Source organism: Rhodopila sp., from assembly GCF_965276935.1.
Taxonomy (GTDB): domain Bacteria; phylum Pseudomonadota; class Alphaproteobacteria; order Acetobacterales; family Acetobacteraceae; genus Rhodopila.
The window spans coordinates 731,951-745,015 of the sequence record NZ_CBDIBS010000003.1; the positions used below are offsets into that span (position 1 = coordinate 731,951).

General features: G+C 63.2%; 12 protein-coding genes. 6 read left to right on the top strand and 6 right to left on the bottom strand.

What is annotated here, in order from left to right:
• Positions 1-327: 327 nt before the first annotated feature.
• Both ACQY4S_RS11205 and ACQY4S_RS11210 read right to left on the bottom strand, forming a co-directional pair.
• Positions 328-1,986: an MFS transporter gene (locus ACQY4S_RS11205; RefSeq protein ID WP_428485281.1), complete on the bottom strand. Its 1,659-nt coding sequence runs from the start codon at positions 1,984-1,986 to the stop codon at positions 328-330.
• Positions 1,986-2,603, bottom strand: coding sequence for a YceI family protein (locus tag ACQY4S_RS11210; RefSeq protein ID WP_428485282.1), 618 nt, complete (start codon positions 2,601-2,603; stop codon positions 1,986-1,988). Before ACQY4S_RS11210 ends, ACQY4S_RS11205 begins: the two co-directional genes overlap by 1 nt.
• On the opposite strand from ACQY4S_RS11210, the gene ACQY4S_RS11215 reads away from it, so the two are divergent.
• Genes ACQY4S_RS11215 through ACQY4S_RS11225 form a run of 3 tightly spaced genes read left to right on the top strand, consistent with a single transcriptional unit; the run spans position 2,602 to position 4,222 of the window.
• Entirely contained in the window at positions 2,602-3,129 is a 528-nt protein-coding gene (locus ACQY4S_RS11215) for a flavin reductase (protein WP_428485283.1), read from the top strand. The genes ACQY4S_RS11210 and ACQY4S_RS11215 overlap by 2 nt on opposite strands.
• 40 nt (positions 3,130-3,169) lie before the next feature.
• Positions 3,170-3,403: a hypothetical protein gene (locus tag ACQY4S_RS11220; RefSeq protein WP_428485284.1), complete on the top strand. Its 234-nt coding sequence runs from the start codon at positions 3,170-3,172 to the stop codon at positions 3,401-3,403.
• 9 nt (positions 3,404-3,412) lie between these two features.
• Positions 3,413-4,222, top strand: a complete 810-nt coding sequence (locus tag ACQY4S_RS11225; RefSeq protein ID WP_428485285.1) for an amidohydrolase family protein — start codon at positions 3,413-3,415, stop codon at positions 4,220-4,222.
• Between the two features lie 548 nt (positions 4,223-4,770).
• Here the strand turns inward: ACQY4S_RS11225 and ACQY4S_RS11230 are convergent.
• The 3 genes from ACQY4S_RS11230 to ACQY4S_RS11240 all read right to left on the bottom strand — a co-directional run bounded on the left by ACQY4S_RS11230 (position 4,771) and on the right by ACQY4S_RS11240 (position 6,602).
• A complete protein-coding gene (locus ACQY4S_RS11230) occupies positions 4,771-4,893 on the bottom strand; it encodes a hypothetical protein (RefSeq protein WP_428485286.1) in 123 nt (40 codons plus the stop codon).
• A 38-nt stretch (positions 4,894-4,931) separates the two neighbouring features.
• Entirely contained in the window at positions 4,932-5,096 is a 165-nt protein-coding gene (locus tag ACQY4S_RS11235; RefSeq protein WP_428485287.1) for a hypothetical protein, read from the bottom strand.
• 294 nt (positions 5,097-5,390) lie between these two features.
• On the bottom strand, positions 5,391-6,602 hold the full coding sequence (locus tag ACQY4S_RS11240; protein WP_428485288.1) for an MFS transporter: 1,212 nt from the start codon (positions 6,600-6,602) through the stop codon (positions 5,391-5,393).
• A 136-nt stretch (positions 6,603-6,738) separates the two neighbouring features.
• Between ACQY4S_RS11240 and ACQY4S_RS11245 the strand changes: the two genes are divergently transcribed.
• Both ACQY4S_RS11245 and ACQY4S_RS11250 read left to right on the top strand, forming a co-directional pair.
• The gene (locus ACQY4S_RS11245) at positions 6,739-7,515 is read left to right on the top strand and encodes an AraC family transcriptional regulator (protein ID WP_428485289.1); all 777 of its coding nucleotides are present in this window, start codon (positions 6,739-6,741) and stop codon (positions 7,513-7,515) included.
• A gap of 81 nt (positions 7,516-7,596) precedes the next feature.
• The gene (locus tag ACQY4S_RS11250; RefSeq protein ID WP_428485290.1) at positions 7,597-8,760 is read left to right on the top strand and encodes an LLM class flavin-dependent oxidoreductase; all 1,164 of its coding nucleotides are present in this window, start codon (positions 7,597-7,599) and stop codon (positions 8,758-8,760) included.
• Positions 8,761-8,770: 10 nt separating this feature from the next.
• Here ACQY4S_RS11250 and ACQY4S_RS11255 read toward each other — a convergent pair whose 3' ends face one another.
• Positions 8,771-9,958, bottom strand: a complete 1,188-nt coding sequence (locus ACQY4S_RS11255; RefSeq protein ID WP_428485291.1) for a pyridoxal-phosphate-dependent aminotransferase family protein — start codon at positions 9,956-9,958, stop codon at positions 8,771-8,773.
• 145 nt (positions 9,959-10,103) lie between these two features.
• Between ACQY4S_RS11255 and ACQY4S_RS11260 the strand changes: the two genes are divergently transcribed.
• Positions 10,104-13,019 (top strand): FAD-binding and (Fe-S)-binding domain-containing protein, encoded by a 2,916-nt coding sequence (locus tag ACQY4S_RS11260; RefSeq protein ID WP_428485292.1) that lies wholly within the window; start codon positions 10,104-10,106, stop codon positions 13,017-13,019.
• The last annotated feature ends 46 nt before the right edge of the window (positions 13,020-13,065 follow it).

The window sequence follows — 13,065 nt, forward strand, 5'->3', positions numbered from 1 at the left end:
GCTCATTGCTGCAATCCCGTTCAGCTTGTGGGGGCTCTCGTTCTTTACGAAGCACCGGTCCTTTCACTAAACGTATCACGATCCACTAACGCCCGCTGGGTGCGAGAGGACTTTTGGGCTGACTGTGCAACGTTAAACTCGCCAGCCTTTTGTTGAAGCGCGTGATCCATCCGCCTCGCACGGTCCGCTCCGCGCGAGGATGCTTTAGCGACTGGCTTTGCTCAGGCATGGCTATCTTGTAGCAACCTGATCAATCCACGCTCCGCGCGGCGTATAGGGGCTTTGATCGCGAACACCCGAGCTAGTCAGGACGCGAACACAGCTAATTTATTTTGCTGAAGCGCTCACGGCCAGTCGGTCGTTCCGGCCAGGCTGATGTGCATGAAGATACTCCTGTGGGTCAACCGCCAGATAACGGGAGGGACGTTCCGCGTCACGCTGGAAAACCGATACCACCGCAAGCAGCCGTCTGTCGTCATCGGACAGCCTGATCACCTCCCGAAGGTGATCCGTCCAGCTTTCCATCGACCAAACTTCGATCCAGCCTTCCGGATGCGCGACATTGCCATACAATTGCCAGAACACCGCTCCCGCTCGGCCGCGGATATTGTGAACCTCGTTCATCAGCTTGAGGAACTCTGGCCGCTGCGATGTCTCGACCCGGTAGTGAGCCATTTCCATGATCCGCCCGCGCGCGTTGCGCAGCAGTGGCATGAATTCAGGGGCGGGCGCTTCGGGCAGCAGCGCCGGTTGTTCGGCGGCGGGAATGACGGCGCGGACGATGGCCTCGATATTGAAGGTGCGGGCGAACACCATCAGCACCAGGCCGACGACCGAGGCGCACAGGAAGGTGTGGGCGATGCCGACCTGCCCGCCGAGCCAGCCCCAGCCAAAGGAGCCGATAGTGAGCGCGCCATTCTGAGCGAGCTGATAGATGGACAAAGCGCGCGCGCGGACCCAGGACGGGCAGACGAGTTGCGCTGCCGCCTGCATGGTGGCGAAGGCGGACGTCCAGCCGAGACCGAACAGCAGCATGCCGAAAGAGGCTGGCAACCAATGGCTCGACACAGCAACGACGGCCATGCCGGCACAGGACAGCAACGAGCAGCCGGTCACGGTGGCGCCGCGCGACAATTTGCCGCGCACCATCGGCAACAGCATGCCAGACGTGACGCCGCCAATCCCCATCATGCCCAGGATCACGCCATACATGCCGGCGCCCAACCCAAGGTCGTGCCGCACATACAAAGGTAGCAGTGCCCAGGGCGCCGAGGCGGGAATCGCGTAGGACGCGGTGCGCACCATCGCCGCCTGGATCGCCGGCGTGTTTCGTACGAAGCGCATGCCGGCGCGCATCGCGGGTACAAACGTCTCTCGCGGCAATCCGGTGAAGTGGCGGCTGTTCCGGCGCCAGGCGAACAGCGCCGCGATGACTGAAATGATCGAGACGGCGTAAAGCGAGAATGCCAGGCTGGAGCCGCCGATCAGGATCAGGAATCCGGCGAGTGCGGGACCAATCGCACGGGTCAGGTTGTAGCCGATACCGTTCAGGGCGATGGCCTGGACCATGTCCTCACGCGGGACCAGTTCCGGCACGATGGCGCTCCAGGCCGGGTTGGTCAGAGCGGACCCGATACCAATGGCAAAGGTCAGCACCAGCAGCCATTCCGCCGTCATGCCACCGGAAATGGTCAGCGCCGCCAGCACGGTCGCGGCGGTGATGGTCCAGAGCTGCGTTCCGATCAGGAAGATCCGCCGATCGACGATGTCAGCCAGCGCGCCGCCTGGGACCGCGAGCAGGAACACCGGCATGATGGTCGCGGCCTGGACCATCGCGACGATGAAGGGCCGTGGCGCCAGTGACGTCATCAGCCATCCGGCGCCAGTGTTCTGCAGCCATGTACCGAGCCAGCCGATGACACTGGCGATCCACAGATGGCGGAACGTGTTGTTGCGCAATGGCACAAGGGCGGCGGGAAGACGCATCAGGTATGCGGTTCGGGCGGTGGGTTCGGAAACTCGACCCGGATACGGATGGTGGAGCCGCCCATCAGCGGGTGGCCGATGATGCCCCACTCGGCTCGCTTCAGATGACCGGTGGCGACGATGCCGCGGACCGACCGTTCAACATCGAGGACGAAGGGATGCGTTTCACCATGCAAGGTCAGGTTGCCGGCGATCGTGTCGCCTTGGCACCCGCCATTGAAGGTCAGACCAGGAAACCGCGCGGCATCCATGAAATCAGGTCCCGTGATTCGCGCCTGAACCAGGTCGCTACCCATTACCAAGCTGGAAGCTTCAACGCCGAGCATGACCTGACAGACGGTTGAGTTGAGCGGTTCATACCGCATCCAGCCGTGAAACCGTGTGAACTTTCCGTCCAGCGGAAAAAATCCCAGGCCAAAGGTTCGAAGTTCGACCCTGCTGGTGGGTGGAGACAAGCCGGTCTGCTCCGCCTGGGCGGGCACGACGAGCAGGAGCAGCAGGATGACGAAGCGAAGCATTATGACGATCCTCATTGTTTCGGCGTGCGGCTTTTCCGTGGCGGTCGCCTCGCCGGCGGCCGCATCCGTCGTCTGGCCAGAATGGCGGAGTTGCCGCATGATTGGCGGCAAACAAGGAAGGATCACCGCCGTGCCTGTGGAAAAGCAAGCCTACCGTGAGGCGATGGCTCGTTTGGGTGCCGCCGTGAATGTGATTACCACAGGTGGGCCCGGCGGGCGGGCGGGCTTTACCGCCAGCGCCGTGACGAGTGTGACCGATACGCCGCCGACGTTGCTGGTCTGTGCCAACCGGACCAACGATTCGTACCCGGCGATGCGGCAAAATGGCGTGCTGTGCGTGAACACGCTGACACCGGCGCAGGAAGGCCTGTCACCCGTGTTCGCGGGAATGACCCAACATACGATGGATGAGCGATTTGATGGCTATGCGTGGCAGACGCTGAAGACCGGAGCACCGGTGCTGGACCAGGCCGTTGTCGTGTTCGATTGCCGGATCGACCAGGTTGTCGAGATTGGCACGCATGATGTGTTCTTCTGCTCGGTCGAGGCAGTGCGCACTGGATCCGCGCATGAGGGCCTGATCTATTATGGGCGTGGCTACCATAAGGTGGCTGGACAAGATTAAGCGGCGGATCAACCGCTGGCGGTGACGGAGGGAGATAACGATGGTGACGGCATGCGGCTGCACCTGTCCTGGGATTGGTATTCTTGGCCGGCGCGGGCTGCTGACAGGGGCTTCAGCGCTGGGTGCGGCGGGGCTTTTTGGATCGGCGCGGGCCGACGGCAAGCCGTTCCGGATCGATGTGCATCATCATGTCTCGCCGCCAAGCTGGCTGGAGGCCGTGAAGAAAGCAAACCTGGACACGCCGCCAATGGTGGCGTGGTCGCCGGAGGAGTAGCTGGAAGACATGGAGAAAGGCGGCGTCGCCACCGCCATGACCAGTCCGACGACGCCACAGGTCGGGTTTCTTCCGGCCGCCGACGCGGCGCGGATCGCGCGGGAATCAAACGAGTACGCCCGCAGGCTCGCGAACGATTATCCTGGCCGGTTTGGCGTGTTCGCCCTGCTGCCAATGCCGCATGTCGATGAAAGCCTGAAGGAAATCGCCTACGCCTTCGACACCCTGCACGCCGACGGCATCGGCATGATGACCAGCTATGGCGACAAATGGCTCGGCTACAGCGAATTCCAGCCGGTGTTCGACGAGCTGAACCGGCGCAAGGCTGTCGTGTACACGCATCCGACGTCGCCAAACTGTTGCGTCAACCTGGTACGGGGCGTGCCGGAGGTCGCGATGGAATATGGCGCGGACACGACGCGGACGATCGTCAACCTGATCTTCACCGGCGCGTCCCGGCGCTATGCCGATATCGACTTCATCTTTTCCCACGGCGGCGGCGTGCTGACGGCGGTGGCGGAGCGGCTGCAAATCCAACTGGTGTCGAGGCCGCCGTATCTGGGGAAGGTCACGCACGATCAGGTGGAGCATGAACTGAACCGGTTTTATTATGACACGGCCCAGGTTGTCAACGCGGTAACGATCGAGGCGCTGGCGAAGCTGGTGCCGACTTCACAAATTGTCTTTGGATCGGATTTCCCATATCGGACGTCGGCGGAGCATGTAAGCGGCCTGTCGCAGCGGTTCGACGGCGCTGTGCTGCACGGAATCGAGCGTGATAATGCGGCGCGGATATTGCCTGGGGTGCGGCGGGTTTGACCTGACCGGGAAGACCTTGACGCGACGCAATGATCATGGCTTGGGACAGCGTTCGGAACAAAGGGCCGGATCTGTTCGAACGCTGTATCCCGGAGGTGACTGGGGCCCCTCCGTAAGCGCCGGACCGGATCGCCGATTCCGTCGGAAGCAGGCGGAGCGTCCTGCCTGCTCCATTACCAATGATGGAAACCAACCAGTCGCATATGGTTATCGTTGCACATTCTTAGCACATAACTATCAAGATAAGATTTCCACCGTTTCGGTGGATAACCTTGTGGACGAGGCATCCTTCACAGACATCGAACCGGCCTCGGAGGCGCCGTTTATACGCCTTGAGCAAAATTTAAGCAGCGCGACAAGCCGATTATATTACGATACCTAACCATTTTCCCTTGGAAACATTATCGTCAAGTCCTTTGTCGACTCTCCACTCCTGTTGACGGTCAGTAGCAAGCTCCGGCCGATTTACGCCGAAGCGGTTTCCGGCTCGACAGAAGACGCTCGAACCGGACGCTCCAGAACAGCCCGGGGCGCTGCTTCAAGCAAACCTACACCTGTGGCGGCTGACCAGGGTCCGGCATCGGATCGGTTGGCGTCGGCACCTCGGCGGGCGGCATATCCTCACCCGGCCCGGGAAGCTCGGGCGGCAGTGGCTGCGGTTCGATCGCCATCGGAATGCTCCTGAATTGAATGCGGTTGCGTGCAGAGTTTAGGCGAAGTCGTTGCCAGGATCGTCGGCACGTAGCTTGGCGGCCATCCACTCCTTCGCCTCCTCTTCGGTCTTAAAGCCGCCGACCTCCTCGGTGAGGCCCTCCGACCGAATTTGGACAGCAAAGCCGCCCGAGTCATCGACAACCACGCTGTATGCCGCCATTCACTCGACCTTTGCTACTTCATCGTCGAGCAGCCCCTTTGTGAATGGGACATGCGCAGCGGGAACGTCGTGATGGGTGCCAGGTTGCCGACTTTGGCGCATCGCCTTGCTACTCAATCTCTTGTCTTCGCCCGTACATGGCACCGGCGTTCGGTCGGATGGCACCATTGTCGGAATTTTCCTTCGCAGCCACCGTGCTTGCACCAGTTTCCGGCTCTGAAGACCTGCTCGCCCCGCTGCAAGTTGCCCCTGTGGTGTGAGCCGAAGTTCAGCGAAGACGCCTTGCTCGGCGGGCTAGGCACGTTTCCGTGCAACATGCTCCACGTCTGGAAGTAGCGCCGCGAGCAGACCAATCAGCGGCAGGAAGGAACACAGCTTGTAGACGAAGTCGATCCCCATCCGGTCGGCCAACCCGCCAAGTGCCGCGGCACCGATACCACCGATGCCGAAGGCCAAGCCGAAGAACAGGCCCGAGACCATGCCGACCCGGCCCGGGATCAGCTCCTGTGCATAGACCACGATCGCCGAGAACGCCGAGGACAGCACCAATCCGATCAGCACGCTGAGACCGACCGTCGCCGGCAGGCCGACATAGGGCAGCGCCAAGGTGAACGGCAAGACGCCCAGGATCGAGCCCCAGATGACCTTCTTGCGGCCAATCCTGTCGCCGATCGGACCGCCAATGACCGTGCCGGTCGCGGCGGCGGCGAAGAAGACAAACAGAAAGACCTGCGCCGTCTGCATCGGCAGACCAAAGCGGTGCATCAGGTAAAACACGTAGTAGCTGGTGAAGCTCGCCAGGTAGATGTATTTGGAGAAGATCAGCGCGACCAGCACTGCCATCGCTCGTCTTACCTGTCCGCGCGACAGGGTCGCGTGTGCGCCGGCCGCGCCGCGAGCCGGCGGGCGAGCATGACCGTTGCTGCTGTACCAGTGCCCCAGCCCGGTCAGAATGACCATGCCGCCCAGCGCCGCGAGCGCGAACCAGGCGAGGCTGCTTTGTCCGCGTGGAAGGACGAAGAACGCGGCGAGCAACGGACCCAGCGACGAACCGAAATTGCCGCCGACCTGGAACAGCGATTGCGCCAGCCCATGCGCGCCGCCGGAAGCCAGGCGAGCGAGGCGCGATGATTCCGGGTGGAAGATGGACGAGCCGAGGCCCAGCATCACCCCTCCGGCCAGCAATACGGGATAGGCCGGCGCGAAAGCCAAGGTGACAAGCCCGAGCATCGACGCGCCCATGCCGAAAGGCAGCGAATAAGGTAGCGGCCGATGGTCGGTGTAGAGACCAACAAGAGGCTGCAGCAGCGAGGCGGTAATCTGGTAGGTCAGCGTCAGCAGGCCGATCTGCGCGAAGCTGAGATCAAACCCACCTTTGAGGATAGGATAGATCGCTGGCAGGAGCGACTGCATCATGTCGTTCAGCAGGTGACAGAAGCTGATCGCGCCCAGAATGGGAAACGCGGTCCTGCCGGACTTTTTCCGGCTGATGACGGCCTGACTCACAGGAAATGAACCTTTCGCCCTTCTGCCGGACGAGCGGTCCGGTAAAGGCTTTGTTGCGCATGACAGGGGTATAGGATTAAGACCACAGGATAAGTCCCGCCACCGAAGTCAGGCCTAATTCTTACTAGAGTGGGCCATGGTCCGGAATGTCCTGGTCGAGGTCGTCGAGAATGTCTCTCGCCCCATTATCGCGGTGGGCAACGATTATCCCTATGGTCATGTGATCGCGCCCCATCAACACCGGCGTAGCCAGTTGATCTCCGGCACCTCGGGGGCGGTCGTGGTGGCGACGCCGCAGGGCAAATGGGTCATGCCTCCACAACACGGAATTTGGATACCGGCTGGCACCATACATGACGTGTGCATGCTCGGCGCCGTCAGCATCCAAAGCCTCTATCTGGAGCCGGAGATCGCCGACGGCATGCCTGACCGCTGCCAGGTCGTCGGCATTTCACCGTTCATGCGAAGCCTGATAGCCGAAGCGCTGGACCTTCCCGTGGCATATGATCCGGATAGTCGCGCGGGTGCGCTGATGACCCTCATTCAGCATGAGGTGCGGCAATTACCGGTGCTACCGCTCTCGCTGCCGTACCCGGCGCACCGTCCGCTGGCCCAGCGGTGCCGACAGTTCCTGCGGAAACCGATTGTGTATGAAACAATCGAAGCATGGAGCGAACCGCTTGGCATGAGCCGGCGCGCTTTCACCCGGCTGTTCCGGCGCGAGACCGGCCTCAGTTTCGTAACATGGCGCCAGCAGGCCTGTCTTGTCGCGGCCCTGCCACGTCTGGTGGCGGGTGAGCCTGTTACGACGGTCGCATTCGACCTCGGCTATGACAATCCGGCAGCGTTCACGACGATGTTCAAACGCGTCCTTGGATCGTCGCCGCGTAGCTATCTCAGACAGAATGGCTAACGCCACTGTTGCTCTGAACCTAGCCCAGAACGCGCAAACGCGCCAAATTCACCAAAGCGTCGGCGAAAGGAGCGGAAATTCATGAAGGCGTCCCTGTTCTACCTGCCCAGCATTGGCAGCCGAGCGGAGATCGAGGCGGGCATGGCGGGGATGCAGCCCGCGCTGTACCAGCGGATGCTGGCGGAACTGTCGGAACAGATCAGGCTGGCGGACGATCTGGGCTACAACTCGGTCAGCTTCACCGAGCACCATTTCCATATCGAGGGGTTCGAGATGTCGAACAACCCGGTGCTGTTGGACCTGTACTTCGCGATGCAGACCAAGCAAATCCGGGTCGGCCAGTTGGGCATCGTGCTACCAGCCTCCAACCCGATCCGGGTGGCGGAAGACATTGCCATGCTGGACCACATGACCGGCGGCCGCGCCAACGCGGGGTTCGCACGCGGCTATCAACGCCGTTGGGTCGACATCATGGCGCAGCAGACACACGACATCCACGGCGCCCTGCCACACCAGCATGATGAGATCGATGCCGCGAACCGCGCGGCGTTCGAGGAGAATTTCCAGATCATCAAGAAGGCCTGGACGCAGGAGATGCTGACGCATGACGGCCGCTACTGGAAGGTCCCAGCCGGCCAGACGCCATGGCCGCTGGATACAACGCGGAAGTACGGCAAGGGAGTGGAGAACGGCATTCTGACGTCGGTCGGGGTCGTGCCGAAGCCGCTGCAGAAGCCGCATCCGCCGCTGTTCCTGCCTTTCGCGTCGTCGGAGAACTCGATCCGCTGGGCGGCGAAGGAGGGCGTGACGGCAATCCTACCCGCGATGCTGCCGGTCTACGAGAGCCACTTGTACGATGTCTACGCCGAAGTTTCCGGGCGGCCCCGCGGCCATGGTACCGGGCTGCTGCGCGACGTGATCATCGCCGACACGGACGAGGAAGCGATGGCACTGTGGCGGGACTCAGGCCAATTCTCCGGACGTGCCTGGTTTGAGCCCTTCGGGTTCCGCCGTGGCATGCAGGACCCAAAGACGGGCTCGTTTCTGTCGCCCGAGGAGGCGGTCGAGCAGGGCTATATCCTGGCGGGGTCGCTGGACACGGTAATCCGCGGGGTAGAAGCGAACATGAAGCGGCAGAACGTCGATTGGGTGTTCTGCTATACCTACAACGGCCTGGTGCCTCATTTAAAGCTGATGAAATCGATCGAGCGTTTCCATACCGAGGTCATGCCGCGGTTTTGCTGAGAAGGCCAGACTATGCATTGCCCGACAAATAATCGATGGCAACCTGCACACCTCCGGACTTGTGCGGGACCCCGGCGGCCCGTAGCCCCATCTCGACCCCACCCAGCGTGCCGATCATCTGCAAGTCTCCAAAGTCACCTAGATGGCCGATGCGGAAGACCCGATCCTTGAGGATACCCAGGCCGTTGCCCAGGCTCATGTTGAAGCGTGACAGGATGGTCGCGCGCAATCCGTCGGCGCTGTGGCCCTCCGGCATCCGGACGGCGGTCAGGGACGACGAATAATGCCGCGGGTCGGCGCACTGCACCTCCAGTCCCCAAGCGCGCACGGCGCGACGCGTCGCTTCAGCGTGCCGATCATGGCGGGCGAAGACATTCGCCAGCCCCTCATCCAACAGCATCTTCACTGCCTCGTTCAGGCCGTACAACAGGTTCGTGCCGGGGGTGTAGGGGAAGTAGCCAGTCTTGTTCGCCTCCAGCATCGGGCGCCAGTCCCAATAGCTGCGCGGCAAACGGGCGGTTTCGGTCGCGCGAAGCGCCTTGGCGCTGATGGCGTTGAACGACAGGCCCGGCGGTAGCATCAGCCCCTTCTGGGAGCCGGCCACGGTCACGTCGACGCCCCAGGCATCGTGGCGGTAATCCATCGACGCCAGCGACGAAATGGTATCCACCAGCAGCAGCGCCGGATGTCCGGCCGCATCCAGCGCCGCGCGGACCTCATCGATACGTGAGGCACAGCCAGTGGACGTTTCGTTATGCACGACGCAGACCGCCTTGATCCGGTGGGCGGTATCCGCTGCCAGGGCCTGGGCAAGGGCGGGGACATCCGCGCCGCGCCGCCAGTCCGTGTCGAGGAAGATGGGATCGAGTTGCAGCCGGTCGGCCATGTCCTTCCACAGGCTGGCGAACCACCCGGTGCGGCACATCAGCACGGTGTCGCCGGGGGACAGGGTGTTGGTCAGGGCGGCTTCCCAGGCGCCGGTGCCGGAGGCCGGATAGATGATGACCGGACCGTCGGTCTGGAACACCAGGCGCAGATTGGACATGATCTCCAGGCCGAGTTCGCCGAAATCCGGCCCGCGATGGTCCATCGTCGGGTTGTCGATGGCGCGCAGGATGCGGTCCGGCACATTGGTCGGACCGGGAATCTGAAGGAAGTGGCGTCCAGCCGCCTGTGACGTGCGATGCGAACCGGCCATGACCCGCTCCTCCTACCCTGCCAAATCGTAACGTGCGGTATCCCGCCTGGTTTGCCAATGGTGCGCCAAATGGCCGCGTGCGACAGATGCGTCTGCCAAGCCCGCGACACTGCACTCCGCGATACAGCCAAGGTTGCCAACCCGAATGAGCGCCTCTCTTGTCGATCAGATCATGCCGGACAGCACGGCCTTTGCCCTGCGGCTGGCCCGCAACATCAAAGGCGAGGTGCTGTTCGACCGCGCCAGCCGCGGCCGCTACGCCACCGATGCCTCGATCTACCAGATGGAGCCGGTTGGCGTGATCGTGCCGGAGACGATCGACGATGTCGTGGCGGCGATGTCGATCGCGCGGGACGAGGGCGTGCCGGTGCTGGCGCGCGGCGGCGGCACCAGCCAATGCGGCCAGACGGTGAACCGGGCGCTGGTGATCGACTGTTCAAAGCACCTGCGGCGCATCCTGCATGTCGACACCGACGCACGGACGGCGCTGGTGGAACCGGGCCTGGTGCTCGGCCACCTGAACAACGCCTTGCGCGCGGACAAGCTGTTCTTTCCGGTCGATCCGTCCACCCACACCCGCTGCACCCTGGGCGGCATGGCCGGCAACAACTCCTGCGGCTCCAAGTCGATCCGCTACGGGCTGATGGCGGACAACGTGCGGGCGATCGACGCCATCCTGTCGGATGGCTCGCAGCACCGCTTTGGCCTGGTCCCGGACAATTTTGGCGAGCAGATACCGGCCACGGTGGCGGAATTGATCCAGCGCCTGCGGGTGCTGGGTGCGAGCGAGGCCGACGAGATCGCCGCCCGGTTTCCACGGCAGCTTCGCCGGGTCGGCGGCTACAACATCGACGCCCTGACCCCGGCCGCCCGCGCCGCGGGACGTGACAACCTGGCGCGCCTGCTGGTCGGGTCCGAGGGCACGCTGGCGTTCTCCGCCGCCATCGAACTGAGCTTGCACCCGATCAAGCCGCGCAAGGTCCTTGGCATCTGCCAGTTCGGCAATTTCCGCGCCGCGATGGCGGCGGCCAAGCACATCGTCGCACTGGAGCCGGAGGCGGTGGAACTGGTCGATCGCACCATGATCGACCTGGGCCGCGGCATCCCGATCTACCGGACCACCATCGACCAGATGCTGATCGGCGAGCCGGACAGCCTGCTGATCGTCGAATTCCACGGCTACGCGGACGCGCCGCTGCTGGCGAAACTGGCCGAACTGGAAACCCTGATGGGCGATCTGGGTCATCCCGGTGTGGTCCGCGCCGTCGAGCCGGCGTTGCAGGCGGACATAGCCGCGGTGCGCGAAGCTGGCCTCAACATCATGATGTCGATGAAGGGCGACGGTAAACCGGTCTCGTTCATCGAGGACTGCGCCGTCGATCTTGATGACCTAGCCGACTACACCGAACGGCTGAATACGGTGTTCGAACAGCATGGTACCAAAGGGACCTGGTACGCGCATGCCTCGGTCGGCTGCCTGCATGTCCGGCCGGTGCTGAACATGAAGGACCCGGCGGATGTGGCAACCATGCGGGCGGTGGCCGAGGAGGCCTTCGCCCTTGTCCGCGCCTACAAAGGATCGCACAGCGGCGAGCATGGCGACGGCCTGGTGCGCAGCGAATTCCATCAGGCGATGTTCGGTCCGCGCATCGTCCATGCGTTCGAGGCGGTGAAGGACGCTTTCGACCCAATCGGCCTGCTCAACCCGAACCGGATCACCCACCCGCCGCGGATGGATGACCGGACGCTGTTCCGCTATGGCCCCGGCTACGGCTCGGTCAGCGACTTCACCCCCAAGCTCGATTGGTCCGGCCATCCTGGTCCGCTGGGCGGCATGCTGGGTGCCGTCGAGATGTGCAACAACAATGGCACCTGCCGCGGCTTTGACGCTGGCGTGATGTGTCCCAGCTACCGCGTGACGCGCGATGAAACTCACCTGACGCGGGGGCGGGCGAATACACTGCGGCTGGCGCTGACCGGGCAGTTGGGCGCCGATGCGATGTCTTCGGATGTTTTAAGCGATGCGATGGCGCTGTGCGTGTCCTGCAAGGCTTGCAAGCGGGAGTGCCCGACGGGCGTCGACATGGCGAAGATGAAAATCGAGGTGACCGCCGCGCGTGCCGAACGACATGGCGTGAAGTGGCGGGAGACATTGATCGCCGAGCTGCCCCGCTATGCGCCGATCGCCTCTCGGCTACCAAGCTTGGCCAATCTGCGCAACCACTTGCCGCCGTTGCGGTGGCTGGCCGAACGCACCCTCGGCCTGTCCGCCGCACGCCATTTGCCGAAATGGCGATCTGACCGGTTCCTGGATCGGGAAGCGGCCGCGGCGGCGCCGGCGTCTCCGCGCGGCGAGGTCTACCTGTTGGCCGATACGTTCAATCGCTACTTCGAGCCGGAGAATCTGCGAGCGGCGCTAAAGGTGCTGGCCGCCGCCGGCTACCGCGCCATCGTTCCGCCCACCAAGGGGCGCCCACTTTGCTGCGGGCGAACCTGGCTGGCGGTGGGCATGGTGGACAAGGCACGCGAGGAAGCCAGCCGGACCATGCGGCGGATGCCAGAGGATATTCCGGTCATCGGCCTTGAACCGTCCTGCCTGATGACATTGCGCGATGAGTTCCGGTCGTTGCTGCCGGATGCGGAGATGGATCGCTTCGCGGCCCGATCGATGCTGCTGAGTGAGTTCCTGGCAAAGGTGAAACCGGATCTGGCGCTGCGGCCGTTGCCCGGAACAGCGCGGGTGCACGGGCACTGCCACCAGAAAGCCATGGGCGCCTTTCCCGATATGCTGTCGATGTTGCACATGATCCCCAGGCTGTCGGCTCAGCCGATCGTTTCCTCATGCTGCGGCATGGCGGGAGCGTTTGGATACCAGGCGGAAACCGCGGCGGTGTCGCGGGACATGGCGGAGGCCGGCCTGTTGCCAGCGGTCCGCGCGGCCGCGGCGCACGACTTCATCGTGGCGGACGGCACGTCCTGCCGGCATCAGATCCGCGATCTCGCGGGGCGCGAGGCGATCCATTCGGTGCGATTGCTGGAACGTGCGCTGTCGTCGCCATGATGACAGCGACCGTCATACCAGGAATATCGTGCCCCTAGGACACGGC

Coding starts and splice junctions, on each gene's coding strand:
- ACQY4S_RS11205 (WP_428485281.1), bottom strand. CDS start 1,986: ATGCGTCTTCCCGCCGCCCTTGTGCCATTGCGCAACAACACGTTCCGC.
- ACQY4S_RS11215 (WP_428485283.1), top strand. CDS start 2,602: ATGATTGGCGGCAAACAAGGAAGGATCACCGCCGTGCCTGTGGAAAAG.
- ACQY4S_RS11210 (WP_428485282.1), bottom strand. CDS start 2,603: ATGCGGCAACTCCGCCATTCTGGCCAGACGACGGATGCGGCCGCCGGC.
- ACQY4S_RS11220 (WP_428485284.1), top strand. CDS start 3,170: ATGGTGACGGCATGCGGCTGCACCTGTCCTGGGATTGGTATTCTTGGC.
- ACQY4S_RS11225 (WP_428485285.1), top strand. CDS start 3,413: ATGGAGAAAGGCGGCGTCGCCACCGCCATGACCAGTCCGACGACGCCA.
- ACQY4S_RS11230 (WP_428485286.1), bottom strand. CDS start 4,893: ATGGCGATCGAACCGCAGCCACTGCCGCCCGAGCTTCCCGGGCCGGGT.
- ACQY4S_RS11235 (WP_428485287.1), bottom strand. CDS start 5,096: ATGGCGGCATACAGCGTGGTTGTCGATGACTCGGGCGGCTTTGCTGTC.
- ACQY4S_RS11245 (WP_428485289.1), top strand. CDS start 6,739: ATGGTCCGGAATGTCCTGGTCGAGGTCGTCGAGAATGTCTCTCGCCCC.
- ACQY4S_RS11250 (WP_428485290.1), top strand. CDS start 7,597: ATGAAGGCGTCCCTGTTCTACCTGCCCAGCATTGGCAGCCGAGCGGAG.
- ACQY4S_RS11255 (WP_428485291.1), bottom strand. CDS start 9,958: ATGGCCGGTTCGCATCGCACGTCACAGGCGGCTGGACGCCACTTCCTT.
- ACQY4S_RS11260 (WP_428485292.1), top strand. CDS start 10,104: ATGAGCGCCTCTCTTGTCGATCAGATCATGCCGGACAGCACGGCCTTT.